The 20293-nt window shown below is 50.1% G+C and carries 17 protein-coding genes, 1 other RNA gene and 1 pseudogene; 15 read left to right on the plus strand and 4 right to left on the minus strand.

The genetic code is table 11. The annotated features are described in order from the left end of the window. Window positions 1-165 precede the first annotated feature (165 nt). The 5 genes from garP (at window position 166) to rnpB (ending at window position 4857) form a co-directional block, all read left to right on the plus strand. On the plus strand, window positions 166-1500 hold the full coding sequence (garP, locus tag CRI63_RS12835; RefSeq protein WP_064529564.1) for a galactarate/glucarate/glycerate transporter GarP: 1335 nt from the start codon (window positions 166-168) through the stop codon (window positions 1498-1500). Between the two features lie 15 nt (window positions 1501-1515). Beyond that, window positions 1516-2286, plus strand: a complete 771-nt coding sequence (garL, locus tag CRI63_RS12840) for a 2-dehydro-3-deoxyglucarate aldolase (protein ID WP_130204646.1) — start codon at window positions 1516-1518, stop codon at window positions 2284-2286. 29 nt (window positions 2287-2315) lie between these two features. Then, window positions 2316-3206 (plus strand): 2-hydroxy-3-oxopropionate reductase, encoded by an 891-nt coding sequence (garR, locus tag CRI63_RS12845; RefSeq protein WP_130219247.1) that lies wholly within the window; start codon window positions 2316-2318, stop codon window positions 3204-3206. Between the two features lie 96 nt (window positions 3207-3302). Then, a complete protein-coding gene (gene garK, locus CRI63_RS12850; RefSeq protein ID WP_130204650.1) occupies window positions 3303-4448 on the plus strand; it encodes a glycerate 2-kinase in 1146 nt (381 codons plus the stop codon). Between the two features lie 32 nt (window positions 4449-4480). After that, window positions 4481-4857: RNase P RNA component class A (gene rnpB, locus CRI63_RS12855), an RNA gene on the plus strand. 365 nt (window positions 4858-5222) lie between these two features. On the opposite strand, the gene tdcR is transcribed toward rnpB, so the two are convergent. Continuing rightward, window positions 5223-5441: a transcriptional activator TdcR gene (gene tdcR / locus CRI63_RS12860; RefSeq protein ID WP_217355970.1), complete on the minus strand. Its 219-nt coding sequence runs from the start codon at window positions 5439-5441 to the stop codon at window positions 5223-5225. Window positions 5442-5756: 315 nt separating this feature from the next. Between tdcR and tdcA the strand changes: the two genes are divergently transcribed. The 9 genes and pseudogenes from tdcA to cyuA all read left to right on the plus strand — a co-directional run bounded on the left by tdcA (window position 5757) and on the right by cyuA (window position 17480). Then, entirely contained in the window at window positions 5757-6695 is a 939-nt protein-coding gene (gene tdcA, locus CRI63_RS12865; RefSeq protein WP_130210820.1) for a transcriptional regulator TdcA, read from the plus strand. A gap of 96 nt (window positions 6696-6791) precedes the next feature. Further along, window positions 6792-7781: a bifunctional threonine ammonia-lyase/L-serine ammonia-lyase TdcB gene (gene tdcB, locus CRI63_RS12870; protein ID WP_130218297.1), complete on the plus strand. Its 990-nt coding sequence runs from the start codon at window positions 6792-6794 to the stop codon at window positions 7779-7781. Between the two features lie 21 nt (window positions 7782-7802). Beyond that, window positions 7803-9134, plus strand: a complete 1332-nt coding sequence (gene tdcC, locus CRI63_RS12875; RefSeq protein ID WP_130210806.1) for a threonine/serine transporter TdcC — start codon at window positions 7803-7805, stop codon at window positions 9132-9134. A gap of 25 nt (window positions 9135-9159) precedes the next feature. Continuing rightward, a complete protein-coding gene (gene tdcD, locus CRI63_RS12880; RefSeq protein ID WP_135519711.1) occupies window positions 9160-10368 on the plus strand; it encodes a propionate kinase in 1209 nt (402 codons plus the stop codon). Between the two features lie 33 nt (window positions 10369-10401). After that, window positions 10402-12696 carry a 2-ketobutyrate formate-lyase/pyruvate formate-lyase gene (gene tdcE, locus CRI63_RS12885; RefSeq protein WP_130218293.1) on the plus strand — a complete coding sequence of 765 codons (2295 nt, stop codon included), beginning with the start codon at window positions 10402-10404 and terminating at the stop codon, window positions 12694-12696. A gap of 13 nt (window positions 12697-12709) precedes the next feature. Next, window positions 12710-13099 (plus strand): enamine/imine deaminase, encoded by a 390-nt coding sequence (locus tag CRI63_RS12890; RefSeq protein WP_064529572.1) that lies wholly within the window; start codon window positions 12710-12712, stop codon window positions 13097-13099. Between the two features lie 69 nt (window positions 13100-13168). Then, a pseudogene (gene tdcG / locus CRI63_RS12895) lies at window positions 13169-14532 on the plus strand (L-serine ammonia-lyase). Window positions 14533-14810: 278 nt separating this feature from the next. Next, window positions 14811-16142 (plus strand): amino acid permease, encoded by a 1332-nt coding sequence (locus CRI63_RS12900; protein ID WP_130218289.1) that lies wholly within the window; start codon window positions 14811-14813, stop codon window positions 16140-16142. Between the two features lie 27 nt (window positions 16143-16169). Continuing rightward, entirely contained in the window at window positions 16170-17480 is a 1311-nt protein-coding gene (cyuA, locus tag CRI63_RS12905) for a cysteine desulfidase (RefSeq protein ID WP_130210816.1), read from the plus strand. A 286-nt stretch (window positions 17481-17766) separates the two neighbouring features. On the opposite strand, the gene yhaL is transcribed toward cyuA, so the two are convergent. Together yhaL and CRI63_RS12915 are read right to left on the minus strand one after the other, a co-directional pair. Then, window positions 17767-17931 (minus strand): protein YhaL, encoded by a 165-nt coding sequence (gene yhaL / locus CRI63_RS12910; protein WP_130210466.1) that lies wholly within the window; start codon window positions 17929-17931, stop codon window positions 17767-17769. Window positions 17932-17952: 21 nt separating this feature from the next. Then, on the minus strand, window positions 17953-18654 hold the full coding sequence (locus CRI63_RS12915; RefSeq protein WP_130259081.1) for a pirin family protein: 702 nt from the start codon (window positions 18652-18654) through the stop codon (window positions 17953-17955). A gap of 104 nt (window positions 18655-18758) precedes the next feature. Here CRI63_RS12915 and yhaJ point away from each other — a divergent pair, with 104 nt between their 5' ends. Next, complete coding sequence (gene yhaJ, locus CRI63_RS12920; protein WP_130218285.1) at window positions 18759-19655, plus strand: DNA-binding transcriptional regulator YhaJ; 897 nt, start codon at window positions 18759-18761, stop codon at window positions 19653-19655. 33 nt (window positions 19656-19688) lie between these two features. On the opposite strand, the gene CRI63_RS12925 is transcribed toward yhaJ, so the two are convergent. Further along, window positions 19689-20057 carry a DUF805 domain-containing protein gene (locus CRI63_RS12925; protein ID WP_130218283.1) on the minus strand — a complete coding sequence of 123 codons (369 nt, stop codon included), beginning with the start codon at window positions 20055-20057 and terminating at the stop codon, window positions 19689-19691. Between the last annotated feature and the right edge of the window lie 236 nt (window positions 20058-20293).

Below are 20293 nucleotides of genomic sequence, written 5' to 3' on the forward strand. Positions count from 1 at the left end.
AATATTTAAATCGCATTAATTAAATTAGCATTTGCACAATGATTATTATTCTCGCGCTGCTTATACTGATTCCCGAGTTCATTGTCATTACGGCATAAATGAAACTCATAAATAACATCTTCTCCATAATAATAAAAATCAGCATAAGTACCCGAGGTAAATAAAATGATTCTGGACACCGTTGACGAAAAAAAGAAAGGCGTGCATACCCGCTATTTAATATTACTGATTATTTTTATTGTTACCGCCGTTAACTACGCCGATCGTGCAACGCTGTCTATTGCTGGTACCGAAGTGGCAAAAGAGTTGCAGTTAAGTGCGGTTTCGATGGGTTACATCTTCTCCGCTTTTGGCTGGGCCTACCTGCTGATGCAAATCCCCGGCGGCTGGCTGCTTGATAAGTTTGGCTCGAAGAAAGTTTACACTTACAGCCTCTTTTTCTGGTCGCTGTTCACCTTCCTGCAAGGCTTTGTTGATATGTTCCCGCTGGCCTGGGCAGGGATCTCCATGTTCTTTATGCGCTTTATGCTGGGGTTTTCGGAAGCGCCGTCATTCCCGGCGAACGCCCGTATTGTCGCGGCCTGGTTCCCGACGAAAGAACGTGGTACTGCCTCCGCCATCTTTAACTCGGCGCAATATTTCTCGCTGGCGCTCTTCTCACCGCTGCTTGGCTGGCTGACTTTTGCCTGGGGCTGGGAGCACGTCTTTACCGTTATGGGAGTGATTGGTTTTGTGCTGACGGCGCTGTGGATCAAGTTGATTCATAACCCGACCGATCACCCACGTATGTCCGCGGAAGAGTTGAAGTTTATCTCTGAAAATGGCGCGGTGGTTGATATGGACCATAAAAAGCCGGGCAGTGCAGTGGCAAGCGGTCCCAAACTGCATTACATCAAGCAATTGCTCTCCAGTCGCATGATGCTGGGTGTATTTTTCGGACAATATTTTATCAACACCATCACCTGGTTCTTCCTTACCTGGTTCCCGATTTATCTGGTGCAGGAAAAAGGTATGTCGATTCTGAAGGTAGGCCTGGTTGCCTCGATTCCGGCACTGTGTGGTTTTGCTGGAGGCGTGCTCGGTGGTGTCTTCTCGGATTATCTGATCAAACGCGGTTTGTCACTGACCCTGGCTCGTAAGCTACCGATTGTACTGGGAATGTTGCTGGCTTCCACCATCATCTTATGTAACTACACCAACAACACCACGCTGGTGGTCATGCTGATGGCGCTGGCCTTCTTTGGCAAAGGATTTGGTGCGCTGGGCTGGCCGGTGATTTCTGACACCGCGCCGAAAGAGATTGTTGGCCTCTGTGGCGGCGTATTTAACGTCTTTGGCAATGTTGCCTCCATTGTCACTCCACTGGTGATTGGTTACCTGGTAAGTGAACTGCACTCCTTCAATGCAGCACTGGTTTTCGTGGGATGTTCGGCGCTGATGGCGATGGTCTGCTACCTCTTCGTGGTTGGCGACATTAAACGTATGGAATTGCAGAAATAAGCAAAGGTATAAGCGATGAATAACGATATTTTTCCCAATAAATTCAAAGCCGCACTAGCTGCGAAACAGGTACAAATTGGTTGCTGGTCAGCTCTCTCTAACCCGATTAGCACTGAAGTTCTTGGTTTGGCTGGCTTTGACTGGCTGGTGTTGGATGGCGAACATGCGCCAAACGATATCTCCACATTTATTCCCCAACTGATGGCCCTGAAAGGTAGCCCCAGCGCGCCAGTGGTGCGGGTGCCGACCAACGAACCGGTAATTATTAAGCGTCTTCTGGATATCGGTTTCTATAACTTCCTGATTCCATTTGTCGAAACAGAAGAGGAAGCGGTACAAGCTGTGGCATCTACTCGTTATCCACCAGAAGGTATTCGCGGCGTCTCCGTTTCTCACCGCGCCAATATGTTTGGCACCGTGGCGGATTATTTCGCACAGTCGAACAAGAACATCACCATTCTGGTCCAGATTGAAAGTCAGCAAGGCGTAGATAACGTCGATGCTATCGCCGCTACCGAAGGTGTAGACGGCATCTTCGTCGGTCCCAGCGATCTGGCTGCGGCATTAGGCCATCTCGGCAATGCATCACACCCGGATGTACAAAAAGCGATTCAACATATTTTTAACCGTGCCAGAGCGCACGGCAAACCCAGCGGTATCCTCGCACCGGTCGAAGCCGATGCGCGTCGTTATCTGGAATGGGGCGCGACGTTTGTGGCTGTTGGTAGCGATCTCGGCGTGTTCCGCTCTGCCACCCAGAAACTGGCAGATACCTTTAAAAAATAACCACCACCGCAACAAGAGAGATGATTGATATGACTATGAAAGTTGGTTTTATTGGCCTAGGTATTATGGGTAAACCAATGAGTAAAAACCTTCTGAAAGCAGGTTACTCGCTGGTGGTTGCTGACCGTAACCCAGAAGCTATTGCTGACGTGATTGCTGCAGGTGCAGAAACAGCCGCTACGGCTAAAGCGATCGCTGAACAGTGCGACGTCATCATTACCATGCTGCCAAACTCTCCTCATGTGAAAGAAGTGGCGCTGGGTGAAAATGGCATTATTGAAGGCGCGAAACCCGGCACGGTATTGATCGACATGAGTTCTATCGCACCGTTGGCAAGCCGTGAAATCAGCGAAGCGCTGAAAGCGAAAGGCATTGATATGCTGGATGCTCCGGTTAGCGGTGGTGAGCCGAAAGCGATTGATGGCACTCTGTCAGTGATGGTGGGTGGCGATAAGGCTATTTTCGACAAATACTATGACTTAATGAAAGCGATGGCGGGGTCTGTGGTACATACCGGGGAAATCGGCGCAGGCAACGTCACCAAACTGGCCAACCAGGTCATTGTGGCGCTGAATATTGCCGCGATGTCAGAAGCGTTGACGCTGGCAACCAAAGCAGGCGTTAACCCGGATCTGGTTTATCAGGCAATTCGTGGCGGACTGGCGGGCAGTACCGTGCTGGATGCGAAAGCGCCAATGGTGATGGACCGTAACTTCAAGCCAGGTTTCCGTATTGATCTGCATATTAAGGATCTGGCGAATGCGCTGGATACCTCCCACGGCGTTGGCGCGCAACTGCCGCTGACGGCTGCGGTTATGGAGATGATGCAAGCGCTGCGTGCCGATGGTCTGGGAATAGCAGACCATAGCGCCCTTGCGTGCTACTACGAAAAACTGGCGAAAGTCGAAGTTACTCGCTAATGACGTCGTGCCCGGATGGCTTATTGCTATCCGGGCCTGGAATCCAGGCCGAATAAGAGAAACGCCCCCCGGCGTCATGTGGTAACAGGCAAAGGTATGAAAATCGTAATCGCCCCAGACTCTTATAAAGAAAGTTTATCAGCCAGCGAGGTTGCGCAGGCGATAGAAAAAGGATTTCGGGAAATTTTTCCTGATGCACAGTACGTTTCTGTTCCTGTTGCCGACGGTGGCGAAGGAACGGTGGAAGCGATGATTGCTGCCACCCAGGGGGCTGAACGTCACGCCTGGGTTACAGGGCCGCTGGGCGAGAAAGTGAATGCCAGTTGGGGGATCTCCGGCGACGGTAAAACCGCGTTTATCGAAATGGCGGCGGCCAGTGGGCTGGCGCTGGTGCCATCGGAAAAGCGTGATCCGCTGGTAACCACTTCACGCGGCACAGGGGAGTTAATCCTGCAGGCGCTGGAGAGCGGTGCAACAAGTATCATTATCGGCATTGGCGGCAGCGCCACCAACGATGGCGGTGCAGGGATGATGCAGGCGCTGGGAGCGAAGTTAAGCGATGCCAATGGCAATGAAATCGGCTTTGGCGGCGGCAGTCTTAATACTCTGAATACCATTGATATCAGTGGCCTCGATCCACGTTTAAAGAATTGTACGATTCGCGTCGCCTGTGATGTCACCAATCCGCTGGTGGGCGACAGTGGCGCTTCGCGGATCTTTGGCCCGCAAAAAGGGGCGAATGAAGCCACGATTGTCGAACTGGACAAGAATCTCTCTCACTATGCTGATGTCATCAAAAAATCGCTGCATGTTGATGTGAAAGACGTCCCCGGTGCAGGTGCGGCGGGCGGAATGGGCGCTGCGTTGATGGCTTTTCTTGGCGCAGAGCTAAAGAGCGGTATTGAGATTGTGACTACGGCGCTCAATCTGGAAGAACATATTCATGATTGCACGCTGGTTATCACCGGAGAAGGGCGCATTGATAGCCAGAGCATCCATGGCAAAGTACCGATTGGGGTGGCTAATGTGGCGAAGAAATACAATAAACCGGTAATTGGCATTGCGGGTAGTCTTACGAAGGATGTTGGCGTTGTGCACCAGCATGGTATCGATGCTGTATTCAGCGTGTTAAACAGTATTGTTACGCTGGATGAAGCTTTCAGCGGGGCTTATGACAATATTTACCGAGCTTCGCGCAATATTGCTGCAACACTGGCGATTGGAATGCGCAACGCGGGGTGACAAGGGCGTGTAAACCCTCTATACTGCGCGCCGAAGCTGACCAGACAGTCGCCGCTTCGTCGTCGTCCTCTTCGGGGGAGACGGGCGGAGGGGAGGAAAGTCCGGGCTCCATAGGGCAGGGTGCCAGGTAACGCCTGGGGGGGAAACCCACGACCAGTGCAACAGAGAGCAAACCGCCGATGGCCCACGCGAGTGGGATCAGGTAAGGGTGAAAGGGTGCGGTAAGAGCGCACCGCGCGGCTGGTAACAGTCCGTGGCACGGTAAACTCCACCCGGAGCAAGGCCAAATAGGGGTTCATAAGGTACGGCCCGTACTGAACCCGGGTAGGCTGCTTGAGCCAGTGAGCGATTGCTGGCCTAGATGAATGACTGTCCACGACAGAACCCGGCTTATCGGTCAGTTTCACCTCTTCAACGAAAACCCGCCAGTGCAAACTGGCGGGTTTTTGCTTTTGTGCGGCAGTAAGATGAATGACTGTCCACGACGCTATACCTAAAAGAAAGCGGCTTATCGGTCAGTTTCACCTCTTCAACGAAAACCCGCTAGTGCAAACTGGCGGGTTTTTGCTTTTAGCGGGGCGGTAAGATGAATGACTGTCCACGACACTATACTCAAAAGAAAGCGGCTTATCGGTCAGTTTCTTTTTTTCAGTATAAATACTCTTTTTTCGTCACCCTTGTTGTCTCCCGAGATTACTTACCTTCAAATATGAATTATTAGTTTTGTGATCATCAACACAAAATGCTATCCGTGCATTATGGGGGCAGCAGAAATCATGGAAAACGATTGCATTCACAAAATGATGTCCTGCTATGATGGTAAAAGTTGACGTTAATCAATTGTTCGAGATGATCAATATCTGTATTCGATTTTTTAAAATATTGATAAAATAGATGTTTTGTGACCAACAAATTCCGCGAAAAAATGTGACGCGGCGCATTATTTACCTGTAAATATGATTTGTTTATAATAAAATTTGATAACTTGCTCATTAAATTTAACTTAAAATTTGCCTGAGAAATACACGATATTTGCTTGAAATATCGTCGCAGGACATTTTTTTAATAAGCCATATAAAGCGTGTTGTTATCGCCATAAAATATGGTTATCCCCCCCTATGTTTTTTGATAAAAGTCAGGCTTTACGCTGATTTTATTATGTCAACTCATTGATATTAAAGATTTATATTGATTTAAGTAGATGCCTGGAAAGCAATTGGAAGTTAATTTGTGAGTGGTCGCACATATCCTATTCATTCCATTTTGATACACTTCATGTCGTCAATGAGGTAATTAATGCAGGTCGATATGAGCACTATTCTTCTTCCTAAAACGCAGCACCTGGTAGTCTTTCAGGAAGTCATCAGAAGTGGCTCTATTGGCTCGGCTGCAAAAGAATTAGGTTTAACTCAACCTGCTGTAAGTAAAATCATTAACGATATTGAAGATTATTTTGGCGTGGAATTAGTGGTACGGAAAAATACCGGTGTAACGCTGACGCCAGCTGGTCAATTGTTGCTCTCACGTTCCGAATCCATTACCCGCGAAATGAAAAATATGGTTAATGAGATAAGCGGTATGTCCTCTGAAGCCGTGGTGGAAGTCTCATTTGGTTTTCCTTCGCTAATTGGCTTTACCTTTATGTCCGGGATGATCAACAAATTCAAAGAGGTGTTCCCGAGAGCGCAAGTCTCAATGTATGAAGCACAGTTGTCCTCGTTCTTACCTGCTATCCGCGACGGACGCCTCGATTTTGCGATTGGTACATTAAGTGCAGAGATGAAGCTTCAGGATTTGCATGTTGAGCCGCTGTTCGAGTCCGAGTTTGTGCTGGTGGCCAGCAAGTCCCGAACATGCACCGGCACTACCACGCTGGAGTCGTTGAAAAACGAACAGTGGGTGTTGCCGCAAACTAATATGGGATACTACAGCGAACTTCTCACCACGTTACAAAGAAATGGCATCAGTATTGAAAACATCGTTAAAACCGACTCAGTCGTGACAATTTATAATCTTGTTCTCAATGCTGATTTCTTAACCGTGATTCCTTGTGATATGACTTCACCTTTTGGTTCTAATCAATTTATTACTATTCCGGTTGAAGAAACGTTGCCCGTGGCGCGATATGCCGCGGTATGGTCAAAAAATTATCGTATTAAAAAAGCAGCATCGGTTTTGGTTGAACTAGCCAAAGAGTATTCATCTTATAATGGGTGTAGACGAAGACAATTAATAGAAGCTGATTAGTTATTTGTTTTTTCTCAAACATAAATAATCCACCTGTCTTTTTTCGGGTGTCGGTTACGGTTACCTACATATTTAATTCAGGTTAAGAGGTTTATCATGCATATTACATACGATCTCCCGGTTGCTATTGATGACATTATCGAAGCAAAACAACGACTGGCTGGGCGAATTTATAAAACAGGCATGCCTCGATCCAATTATTTTAGTGAACGTTGCAAAGGTGAAATATTCCTTAAGTTTGAAAATATGCAGCGTACTGGTTCATTTAAAATTCGTGGCGCATTTAATAAATTAAGCTCTTTAACTGATGCTGAAAAACGCAAAGGTGTGGTGGCCTGTTCTGCGGGTAACCATGCGCAAGGGGTTTCGCTCTCCTGCGCAATGCTGGGCATCGACGGGAAAGTAGTAATGCCGAAAGGCGCGCCAAAATCCAAGGTCGCGGCGACATGTGACTACTCCGCTGAAGTTGTTCTGCACGGCGACAACTTTAACGACACCATCGCCAAAGTTAGCGAAATTGTCGAAACAGAAGGCCGTATTTTTATCCCACCTTATGATGATCCGAAAGTGATTGCCGGTCAGGGAACGATTGGCCTGGAAATTATGGAAGATCTCTATGATGTCGATAATGTGATTGTGCCAATTGGCGGTGGCGGTTTAATTGCTGGTATTGCGGTAGCGATTAAATCTATTAACCCGACAATTCGTGTTATTGGTGTGCAATCAGAAAACGTTCACGGCATGGCGGCTTCTTTCCACTCGGGAGAAATAACCACGCACCGAACTACCGGCACCCTGGCGGATGGTTGTGATGTCGCCCGCCCGGGTAATTTAACTTACCAAATCGTTCGTGAATTAGTCGATGACATCGTGCTGGTCAGCGAAGACGAAATCAGAAACAGTATGATTGCCTTAATTCAGCGCAATAAAGTCGTCACCGAAGGCGCAGGCGCTCTGGCATGTGCTGCTTTGTTAAGCGGTAAATTAGACCAATATATTCAAAACAGAAAAACCGTCAGCATTATTTCCGGCGGCAATATCGATCTTTCTCGCGTCTCTCAAATCACCGGTTTCGTTGACGCTTAATCATCTCGTTGAGGATAGGATATGAGTACTTCAGATAGCATTGTATCCAGCCAGACAAAACAATCGTCCTGGCGTAAATCAGATACCACATGGACGTTGGGTTTGTTCGGCACAGCTATTGGTGCCGGCGTGCTGTTCTTCCCTATCCGCGCAGGTTTTGGCGGACTGATCCCGATTCTTCTGATGTTGGTATTGGCATACCCCATCGCGTTTTATTGCCACCGGGCGCTGGCGCGTCTGTGTCTTTCAGGCTCTAACCCTTCCGGCAACATTACGGAAACGGTGGAAGAGCACTTTGGTAAAACGGGTGGCGTGGTCATCACGTTCCTGTACTTCTTCGCGATTTGCCCACTGTTGTGGATTTATGGCGTAACCATTACCAACACCTTTATGACGTTCTGGGAAAACCAGCTTGGCTTTGCGGCGTTGAACCGCGGCTTCGTGGCGCTGTTCCTGCTGCTGCTGATGGCGTTCGTCATTTGGTTTGGTAAGGATCTGATGGTTAAAGTGATGAGTTACCTGGTATGGCCATTTATCGCCAGCCTGGTACTGATTTCTCTGTCACTGATCCCTTACTGGAACTCTGCTGTTATTGATCAAGTTGACCTCAGTGCGCTGACGTTAACCGGTCATGACGGTATCTTGATTACCGTCTGGCTGGGGATTTCCATCATGGTCTTCTCCTTTAACTTCTCGCCAATCGTCTCTTCCTTCGTGGTTTCTAAGCGTGAAGAGTATGAGAAAGACTTCGGTCGCGACTTCACCGAGCAGAAATGCTCACAGATCATCTCCCGTGCCAGCATGCTGATGGTTGCCGTGGTCATGTTCTTTGCCTTCAGCTGCCTGTTTACGCTGTCTCCGGCAAACATGGCGGAAGCAAAAGCACAGAACATTCCGGTGCTTTCTTATCTGGCTAACCACTTTGCTTCCATGTCCGGTGAGAAATCGACGTTCGCCACCGTACTGGAATATGCCGCTTCTATCATCGCACTGGTTGCTATCTTCAAATCTTTCTTCGGTCACTATCTGGGAACGCTGGAAGGTCTGAACGGTCTGGTACTGAAGTTCGGCTACAAAGGCGATAAGACGAAAGTGTCTTCCGGCAAACTGAACACCATCAGCATGATCTTCATCATGGGTTCCACCTGGGTAGTTGCTTACGCCAACCCGAACATTCTGGACCTGATTGAAGCCATGGGCGCGCCGATTATCGCTTCACTGCTGTGCCTGTTGCCGATGTATGCCATCCGTAAAGCGCCGTCGCTGGCGAAATACCGTGGTCGTCTGGATAACGTGTTTGTTACCGTGATTGGTCTGCTGACCATCCTGAACATCGTGTACAAACTGTTTTAATCCGTAACTCAGGATGAGAAAAGAGATGAATGAATTTCCGGTTGTTTTGGTTATTAACTGTGGTTCGTCTTCAATTAAGTTTTCCGTGTTGGATGCCTCGAACTGTGAAGTATTAATGTCAGGTATTGCCGACGGTATTAATTCGGAAAATGCATTCTTATCCGTAAATGGAGGAGAGCCAGCACCGCTGGCTCACCACAGCTACGAAGGTGCATTGAAGGCAATTGCGTTTGAACTGGAAAAACGGAATTTAAATGACAGCGTGGCCTTAATTGGCCACCGCATCGCTCACGGCGGCAGTATTTTTACCGAGTCCGCTATTATTACCGATGAAGTCATTGATAATATCCGTCGCGTTTCTCCACTGGCGCCGCTGCATAATTACGCCAATTTAAGTGGCATTGAATCGGCCCAGCAATTATTTCCTGGCGTAACTCAGGTAGCAGTATTTGATACCAGCTTCCACCAGACAATGGCCCCGGAAGCGTTTTTATACGGCCTGCCGTGGAAATATTACGAAGAGCAGGGTGTGCGCCGCTACGGCTTCCACGGCACGTCTCACCGCTATGTGTCCCAGCGTGCGCATTCTCTGCTGGATCTGGCGGAAGATGACTCCGGCCTGGTGGTGGCGCATCTTGGCAATGGCGCGTCTATTTGCGCGGTTCGTAACGGGCAGAGCGTGGATACCTCAATGGGGATGACGCCGCTGGAAGGGCTGATGATGGGGACGCGCAGTGGCGATGTCGACTTCGGCGCGATGTCCTGGGTGGCCAGCCAAACCAACCAGAGTCTTAGCGACCTGGAACGCGTGGTGAATAAAGAATCGGGACTATTGGGGATTTCCGGTCTTTCTTCCGACTTGCGTGTACTGGAAAAAGCCTGGCATGAAGGTCATGAACGTGCACAACTGGCAATTAAAACGTTTGTTCACCGAATTGCCCGTCATATTGCCGGACACGCTGCCTCATTACATCGCCTGGATGGAATTATATTCACCGGTGGAATAGGTGAGAATTCAAGTTTAATTCGTCGTCTGGTCATGGAACATTTGACTGTATTAGGCGTAGAGATTGATGCAGAAATGAATAATCGCTCTAACGCTTACGGTGAAAGAATTGTGTCCAGTGAAAATGCGCGCGTAATTTGCGCCGTTATTCCGACTAATGAAGAAAAAATGATTGCGCTAGATGCAATTCATTTAGGCAAAGTTAAAGCACCCGCAGAATTTGCATAATTTAGTTGAAGTATTGTAGAGAGATTATTTTTCATGAAGGTAGATATTGATACCAGCGATAAGCTGTACGCCGACGCATGGCTTGGCTTTAAAGGTACGGACTGGAAAAACGAAATTAATGTCCGCGATTTTATTCAACATAACTATACACCGTATGAAGGGGATGAATCTTTCCTCGCCGAAGCGACGCCAGCCACTACGGCATTGTGGGAAAAGGTGATGGAAGGTATTCGTATCGAAAACGCGACCCATGCGCCGGTTGATTTCGATACCAATATTGCCACCACCATTACTGCCCATGATGCCGGTTATATCAACCAGCCGTTGGAAAAAATTGTTGGCCTGCAAACAGATGCGCCACTGAAACGTGCGCTGCATCCGTTCGGCGGCATCAACATGATTAAAAGTTCATTCCACGCCTATGGCCGTGAAATGGACAGCGAATTTGAATACGTGTTTACCGATCTGCGTAAAACCCATAACCAGGGCGTATTTGATGCTTACTCACCGGATATGCTGCGCTGCCGTAAATCTGGCGTATTGACTGGTCTGCCGGACGGTTATGGCCGTGGACGTATTATCGGTGACTATCGCCGCGTGGCGTTGTACGGCATCAGTTATCTGGTCCGTGAACGCGAACTGCAATTTGCCGATCTCCAGTCTCGTCTGGAAAAAGGGCAAGATCTGGAAGCCACCATCCGTCTGCGTGAAGAGCTGGCAGAACATCGTCATGCGCTGCTGCAGATTCAGGAAATGGCGGCGAAATACGGCTTCGACATCTCTCGTCCAGCGCAGAATGCGCAGGAAGCGGTGCAGTGGCTCTACTTCGCTTACCTGGCGGCGGTGAAATCGCAAAATGGCGGCGCGATGTCGCTGGGTCGTACTGCATCGTTCCTCGATATCTACATTGAACGCGACTTTAAAGCTGGTGTGCTCAACGAGCAGCAGGCGCAGGAATTGATCGACCACTTCATCATGAAGATCCGCATGGTGCGCTTCCTGCGTACGCCGGAATTTGATTCGCTGTTCTCCGGCGACCCTATCTGGGCAACGGAAGTCATCGGCGGGATGGGGCTGGACGGTCGTACGCTGGTGACCAAAAACTCCTTCCGTTATCTGCATACACTACACACCATGGGGCCAGCACCGGAACCTAACCTGACCATTCTGTGGTCGGAAGCATTGCCGATTGCCTTCAAAAAATATGCGGCACAAGTCTCCATCGTCACTTCTTCTTTGCAGTATGAAAACGACGATCTGATGCGTACTGACTTCAACAGCGACGATTACGCGATTGCCTGCTGCGTCAGCCCGATGGTGATTGGTAAGCAGATGCAGTTCTTCGGCGCGCGCGCTAACCTGGCGAAAACGCTGCTGTACGCAATTAACGGCGGAGTGGATGAGAAGCTGAAGATTCAGGTCGGCCCGAAAACAGCACCACTGATGGACGACGTTCTGGACTACGACAAAGTCATGAGCAGCCTCGACCATTTCATGGACTGGTTGGCAGTGCAGTACATCAGCGCGCTGAACATCATCCATTACATGCATGACAAGTACAGCTACGAAGCCTCACTGATGGCGCTGCACGATCGTGATGTTTATCGCACGATGGCATGTGGTATTGCGGGCCTGTCGGTGGCGACGGACTCCCTGTCTGCTATCAAATATGCCCGCGTGAAACCAATCCGTGACGAAAACGGCCTGGCGGTGGACTTTGAAATCGACGGCGAATATCCGCAGTACGGCAACAACGACGAGCGCGTAGACAGCATTGCTTGCGACCTGGTTGAACGCTTTATGAAGAAAATTAAAGCCCTGCCAACCTATCGTAACGCCGTACCAACTCAGTCGATTCTGACCATCACCTCTAACGTGGTGTACGGCCAGAAAACCGGTAACACACCGGATGGTCGTCGCGCCGGTACACCGTTCGCACCAGGTGCTAACCCGATGCACGGTCGTGACCGCAAAGGGGCCGTGGCTTCGCTGACCTCCGTTGCCAAGCTGCCGTTCACCTACGCCAAAGACGGTATTTCGTACACCTTCTCAATTGTCCCTGCGGCGCTGGGCAAAGAAGATCCGGTACGCAAAACCAACCTTGTCGGCCTGCTGGATGGTTATTTCCACCACGAAGCGGATGTGGAAGGCGGTCAGCACCTCAACGTCAACGTTATGAATCGGGAAATGTTGCTGGATGCCATTGAGCACCCGGAAAAATATCCGAACCTGACAATCCGTGTCTCTGGCTACGCCGTGCGCTTCAACGCACTGACCCGTGAACAGCAGCAGGATGTGATTTCACGTACCTTTACCCAGGCGCTTTGATGCCGGAGGATGTATGAAAAAGATTATCGAAACGCAACGTGCGCCAGGCGCAATCGGCCCGTATGTTCAGGGCGTTGATTTAGGCAGCATGGTCTTCACCTCCGGGCAAATTCCGGTTTGCCCGCAGACCGGGGAGATCCCTGCGGATGTGAAAGATCAGGCGCGTTTAAGTCTGGAAAACGTCAAAGCGATCGTGGTTGCTGCCGGGCTGACCGTTGGCGATATCGTGAAGATGACGGTGTTCATTACCGACCTTAACGACTTTGGCACCATCAATGAAGTTTACAAGCAGTTTTTTGACGAGCATCAGGCGACCTACCCGACACGCAGCTGTGTGCAGGTAGCGCGTTTGCCGAAAGATGTGAAGCTGGAAATTGAAGCTATCGCGGTACGCAACGCGTAAAGCTCCTGAGCGGGGCGATCGCAGGGTCGCTCCGCTCCTCTTCACGAACGGCAATCCGAGGGTGTGGATATGATTAGTGCATTCGATATTTTCAAAATTGGGATTGGTCCCTCCAGTTCGCATACCGTGGGGCCAATGAATGCCGGAAAAAGTTTTATTGATCGGCTGGAAAGTAGCGGCTTATTAACCGCGACGAGCCACATTGTGGTCGATCTTTATGGATCGTTGTCACTGACGGGCAAAGGTCACGCCACGGATATCGCTATCATCATGGGACTGGCAGGAAATAGTCCGCAGGACGTTGTTATTGATGAGATACCTGCATTTATTGAATTAGTGACGCGCAGCGGAAGGTTGCCGGTGGCAGCGGGCGCACATGTCGTTGATTTCCCAGTGGCAAAGAACATTATTTTCCATGCGGAAACGCTGTCCCGTCATGAGAATGGGATGCGTATTACCGCGTGGAAAGAGCAGGAAGAACTGTTAAGCAAAACCTATTATTCAGTCGGTGGCGGGTTTATTGTCGAAGAAGAACAATTCGGCCTGTCACTGGATGTTGAAACGCTCGTCCCTTACGATTTCCATTCAGCAGGTGAGCTGCTGAAAATGTGTGATTACAACGGGTTATCTATTTCTGGTTTGATGCTGCAAAACGAGTTGGCGCTACGTAGCAAAGCCGAAATTGATGCTGGTTTTCGCGTATCTGGCAGGTGATGCATGACGGTATTGAACGCGGTATGAATACCGAAGGTGTGCTGCCAGGCCCGCTCAATGTGCCACGTCGGGCGGTGGCGCTGCGACGTTTGCTGGTTTCCAGCGACAATATCTCTAACGATCCGATGAACGTGATCGACTGGATCAATATGTTTGCTCTGGCAGTCAGCGAAGAAAACGCCGCTGGCGGACGTGTTGTGACAGCGCCAACTAACGGCGCTTGCGGCATTATTCCTGCGGTGCTGGCCTATTACGATAAATTCCGCCGCCCGCTCAATGAGCGCTCCATTGCCCGTTTTCTGCTGGCGGCTGGCGCTATCGGTGCGCTGTATAAAATGAATGCCTCCATTTCCGGTGCGGAAGTGGGCTGTCAGGGCGAAATTGGTGTGGCCTGTTCAATGGCGGCGGCAGGGTTAACCGAACTGCTGGGCGGCAGCCCGGCGCAGGTGTGCAATGCGGCGGAAATCGCTATGGAACACAACCTGGGACTGACCTGCGATCCGGTTGCCGGGCAGGTGCAAATTCCGTGTATTGAACGCAATGCTATTAATGCTGTTAAAGCCGTGAACGCCGCGCGGATGGCGATGGGACGCACTTCTGCACCGCGTGTTTCTCTCGATAAAGTTATCGAGACGATGTACGAAACCGGCAAAGATATGAACGATAAATACCGCGAAACTTCACGCGGAGGACTGGCCATTAAAGTGGTCTGCGGCTGATATCTCATCCGCGTTTATACTGGGGTGCACAAAATGTGCACCCTTTTTTATTGTGATCTGCCGCAAATAGAGAATAACTATTTCTCTAAGATTGATTTGATAGAAAATTATTATCCATAACTGCTATTTCAAAGTCTTGATTGTGAAGATTTTCTCTGACCTCACGCGTATCATTTCTTCATTCTAATAACTCGCCTGCAAAAAAAACGTAGACCGCGTATCGCCTTGATGCGGCTCGAAAAAAATAATAAGCCCTACAAAATATTGAGCGAGAACTTATGGAAATTGCAACGAATAAAGGCGTCATTGCAGACGCTTCGACCCCGGCGGGTCGTGCTGGAATGAGTGAAAGTGAATGGCGTGAAGCTATCAAATTCGACAGTACCGACACCGGTTGGGTGATTATGAGTATTGGGATGGCGATTGGCGCGGGGATAGTTTTTCTCCCGGTGCAGGTCGGATTGATGGGATTGTGGGTATTTCTGCTCTCATCAGTGATTGGCTACCCGGCAATGTATCTGTTTCAGCGATTGTTTATTAATACGCTGGCGGAATCTCCAGAGTGTAAAGATTACCCGAGTGTCATTAGTGGTTATTTGGGTAAAAACTGGGGGATTTTATTAGGTGCACTTTACTTTGTGATGCTGGTTATTTGGATGTTTGTTTACTCCACCGCCATCACTAACGATAGCGCCTCCTATCTGCACACTTTCGGCGTGACGGAAGGATTGCTGTCTGACAGTCCGTTTTATGGCCTGGTACTGATTTGTATTCTGGTAGCGATCTCTTCACGCGGCGAGAAACTGTTATTCAAAATTTCGACCGGCATGGTGCTGACCAAACTGCTGGTGGTGGCGGCGCTGGGTGTATCGATGGTCGGGATGTGGCATCTGTATAACGTAGGTTCGCTGCCGCCGCTGGGGCTGCTGGTGAAAAACGCCATTATCACACTGCCGTTTACCTTGACCTCGATTCTGTTTATTCAGACGTTAAGCCCGATGGTGATTTCCTATCGTTCGCGAGAAAAATCGATCGAAGTAGCACGACACAAAGCGTTGCGGGCGATGAACATTGCGTTTGGGATCCTGTTTGTCACCGTCTTTTTCTACGCAGTGTCGTTCACTCTGGCGATGGGACATGACGAAGCAGTAAAAGCCTATGAGCAGAATATTTCCGCGCTGGCGATTGCAGCTCAATTTATTAGCGGCGACGGTGCAGCATGGGTGAAAGTGGTTAGCGTCATCCTCAATATCTTTGCCGTAATGACAGCGTTCTTTGGCGTCTATTTAGGCTTTCGCGAAGCAACGCAAGGGATCGTAATGAACATCCTGCGCCGCAAGATGCCAGCTGAGAAGATTAACGAAAATCTCGTTCAGCGCGGCATCATGATTTTCGCCATTTTACTGGCCTGGAGCGCCATCGTACTGAATGCGCCAGTGTTGAGCTTTACCTCTATCTGTAGCCCAATTTTCGGCATGGTAGGGTGCCTGATCCCGGCGTGGTTGGTTTACAAAGTACCGGCATTGCACAAATACAAAGGTGCCTCTCTGTACCTGATTATCATCACCGGTTTGTTGCTTTGCGTTTCTCCGTTCCTGGCATTTTCATGATTTACCTGAAATTTTAAGGTTTTTATTATGTTTGATTCGACTTTAAATCCGTTATGGCAGCGTTACATCCTTGCAGTTCAGGAGGAAGTAAAACCGGCGCTGGGATGTACTGAACCGATCTCACTGGCGCTGGCGGCGGCGGTTGCTGCGGCAGAACTGGAAGGTCCGGTTGAACGTGTAGAAGCCTGGGTTTCGCCAAATCTGATGAAGAACGGTCTGGGCGTCACCGTTCCCGGTACGGGAATGGTGGGGCTGCCGATTGCGGCGGCGCTGGGGGCGTTAGGTGGAAATGCCAACGCCGGGCTGGAAGTGCTGAAAGACGCAACGGCGCAGGCAATTGCCGATGCCAAAGCGTTGCTGGCAGCGGGGAAAGTCTCGGTCAAGATCCAGGAACCTTGCGATGAAATCCTCTTCTCACGCGCCAAAGTCTGGAACGGCGAGCAGTGGGCTTGTGTGACCATCGTCGGCGGGCATACCAACATTGTGCATATCGAGACGCACAATGGCGTGGTTTTTACCCAGCAGGCGTGTGTGGCAGAGGGCGAGCAAGAGTCGCCGCTGGCGGTGCTCTCCAGAACGACGCTGGCCGAGATCCTGAAGTTCGTCAATGAAGTGCCGTTTGAGGCGATCCGCTTTATTCTCGATTCTGCGAAGTTAAATTGCGCGTTATCGCAGGAAGGTTTGAGTGGGAACTGGGGGCTGCATATTGGCGCGACGCTGGAAAAACAGTGTGCACGTGGTTTGCTGGCGAAAGATCTCTCCTCGTCAATTGTGATTCGTACCAGCGCGGCATCCGATGCGCGTATGGGGGGCGCAACGCTTCCGGCAATGAGTAACTCCGGTTCTGGCAACCAGGGGATCACCGCGACAATGCCCGTGGTGGTTGTCGCGGAACACTTCGGGGCAGATGATGAACGGCTGGCGCGCGCGCTGATGCTTTCGCATTTGAGCGCGATTTATATCCATAACCAGTTACCGCGTTTGTCTGCGCTGTGTGCCGCAACGACCGCCGCAATGGGCGCCGCCGCTGGGATGGCATGGCTGGTGGATGGGCGTTATGAAACCATCTCGATGGCAATCAGCAGCATGATCGGTGATGTTAGCGGTATGATTTGCGATGGCGCGTCGAACAGTTGCGCGATGAAGGTTTCGACCAGTGCGTCGGCGGCGTGGAAAGCGGTGTTAATGGCGCTGGATGATACCGCCGTGACCGGCAATGAAGGGATCGTGGCGCATGATGTTGAGCAGTCAATCGCCAACCTGTGCGCGCTGGCAAGTCATTCAATGCAGCAAACGGATCGGCAGATTATCGAGATTATGGCCAGTAAGGCCAGGTAAGCGCCGGATTTCGGATGTTATACCTGATGCCGGATGCGATGCTGGCGCATCTTATCCGGCCTACGGATTGTGCAATTTGTTGATGTTGTTGGGTTTTGTACCTGATGCCGGATGCGATGCTGACGCATCTTATCCGGCCTACGGATTGTGCGATTTGTTGATGTTGTTGGGTTTTGTACCTGATGCCGGATGCGATGCTGGCGCATCTTATCCGACCTACGGATTGTGCAATTTGTTGGTTTTGTAGGCCGGATAAGGCGTTTACGCCGCATCCGGCAACCTGTGTTTACGCGGTAGCTTCATCCTCGGCTAACCGTATTTCGGCGTCGGCGACTATCGCCTCCAACTCACTCAACATCTCTTCATAGCCAAAACTTTTGGTAGCGCGAGTGGTTTCTTTCGCCGCAACGGACTTTACTGGCTGACGTTTTTTCGCCGATTTTTTACTCATCATCTTCTCCCTGTAAAAAAACTAGACAGGTAAATCTATCAGCAAAGCGCGCAGCGGGGAATCAGCAACGAGTGTAATGTTAGCCTCGTCACGAATAAATGCGCCGTCACCGCAGGTCAGCGCAGCTTTCTCTTCGTGATGCGTAAGCGCATGAAATTGACCGTGGATCGATTGCAAATAAGCACGCGGACCGTGCAGTTGAAAGTTCGCGCTTTCTCCCTCGGCGAGCACAATATGATGCAGCCACACCTGCTGGCGCAGTTGCAGGCTACCTTTCGCGCCATCTGGCGAGGCGATTAATTGCTGTTTATCCATATTTAGCGCCAGTTTTTGAATCAGCGGATTCTCCCGTTGTGGGCAAGCATCCAGCCAGAGCTGCATTCGCGTTAACGGTTTGTCCTTGCTGATATTATGTTCGCTATAACTCACGCCCGGCTGAGTAGAAAGCAATAAGGCTTCACCGGCGCGGGCCTGAACATGATTACCTTCGCTGTCCCGATACTCTGCTTCTCCGTCGAGAATCACATTCAAAATATCAACTTTTGGGTAGGTACGTGGCTGGAAGGCGGCCCCTGGAGCCAACACTTCCTGGTTAAGCACGCGCAGGGAGGCATAGCCTAACAATTTAGGGTCGAAGTAGTGTCCAAAGGAAAAAGTATACCGGGCCTGCAACCATCCGTAGTCTGCTTGTCCACACTGCCTGGCAGTTCGGGTAGTAATCATAATTCTTGACCTCTCTTTACTTCCTTTTATGGTAAGGGGCTGGACGCTACATTGTTAGCCAGATATTCTGCCCGGTATGTTCAAATTTCCTGAATGAGAACGAAATGGCCAAAGAAAGGGCATTAACGCTGGAAGCACTAAGGGTTATGGATGCGATCGATCGCCGTGGTAGTTTTGCGGCGGCGGCCGATGAGCTGGGACGCGTGCCTTCCGCGCTTAGCTACACCATGCAAAAACTGGAAGAAGAGCTCGATGTGGTGCTGTTTGACCGCTCGGGCCATCGCACCAAATTCACCAATGTCGGGCGGATGTTGCTGGAGCGGGGACGTGTTCTGCTGGAAGCCGCAGATAAACTGACCACCGACGCCGAAGCCCTCGCGCGTGGTTGGGAAACGCATCTCACCATCGTGACTGAAGCGCTGGTGCCCACGCCTGCCTTTTTCCCGTTGATCGACAAACTGGCGGCAAAAGCCAATACCCAACTGGCAATCATTACCGAAGTGCTGGCGGGGGCGTGGGAGCGGCTGGAACAGGGGCGAGCAGATATTGTTATCGCGCCGGATATGCATTTTCGTTCCTCGTCGGAGATCAACTCTCGTAAGCTTTACACCTTGATGAACGTCTACGTGGCAGCGCCTGAGCACCCGATTCATCAGGAGCCGGAACCGTTATCTGAAGTGACGCGCGTGAAATATCGCGGAATTGCAGTGGCAGATACTGCTCGTGAACGCCCGGTATTGACCGTACAGTTACTGGATAAACAACCGCGCCTGACGGTCAGCACCATTGAAGATAAACGTCAGGCATTGCTGGCAGGGCTTGGCGTCGCAACGATGCCGTACCCGATGGTAGAAAAAGATATTGCTGAAGGGCGTTTGCGTGTAGTTAGTCCGGAATCGACCAGTGAAATCGATATTATTATGGCCTGGCGTCGCGACAGTATGGGGGAAGCAAAATCCTGGTGTCTGCGGGAAATTCCAAAGTTGTTCGCTGGAAAATAATCTATAAAGCACCTTTCACAAGGTGCTTAATTATTATTCCTGTTCCAGTTTTGGATCAGGTCCAAACCGGTTTTCGCCTGGCGTCCCCGGCTGGCAGTTAAAGATGATGATAATCAGCCAACCGATAAACGGAATTAAGAACAGTAGCACCCACCATGCTGAACGGTCGGTGTCATGCAGGCGACGGAACTGTACTGCCCACCACGGCAAAAATACCAGAATGCCGTAGATAGTCGTCAGGATGCCTTCGCCACCGGCACGTTGCCAGCCCAGCATTTTATCCAGCAGTCCCAGCACGAGCGTAAAGATGATGTTGACCAGAATAAACATCCAGTACTCTTTGCGGCGTGCACGCCCCCGGAAACCGACATAATTTTTTAGTACTTTCAGATACCAGTCCATTTTTGCCTCAATTTTGCTCAATCACTTGTTTTTAAAGCAGCAAATTAAGAATAGACATGAATGAATTTGCAGTAAATATTACCGCGATGAATTAATAAGGCGCGGTGAAGGATAAGGGCAAGCGCAAAATCGCCAGATACGCTACGCTTATCTGGCCTGGGCGGGTTCTGCAATATATTGAATGTACAATGTTTTGTAGGTCAGATAAGGCGTTCACACCACATCCGACATAACAA

It is taken from the genome of Escherichia sp. E2661, assembly GCF_004745185.1.
In the GTDB taxonomy this organism is placed as follows: Bacteria; Pseudomonadota; Gammaproteobacteria; order Enterobacterales; family Enterobacteriaceae; genus Escherichia.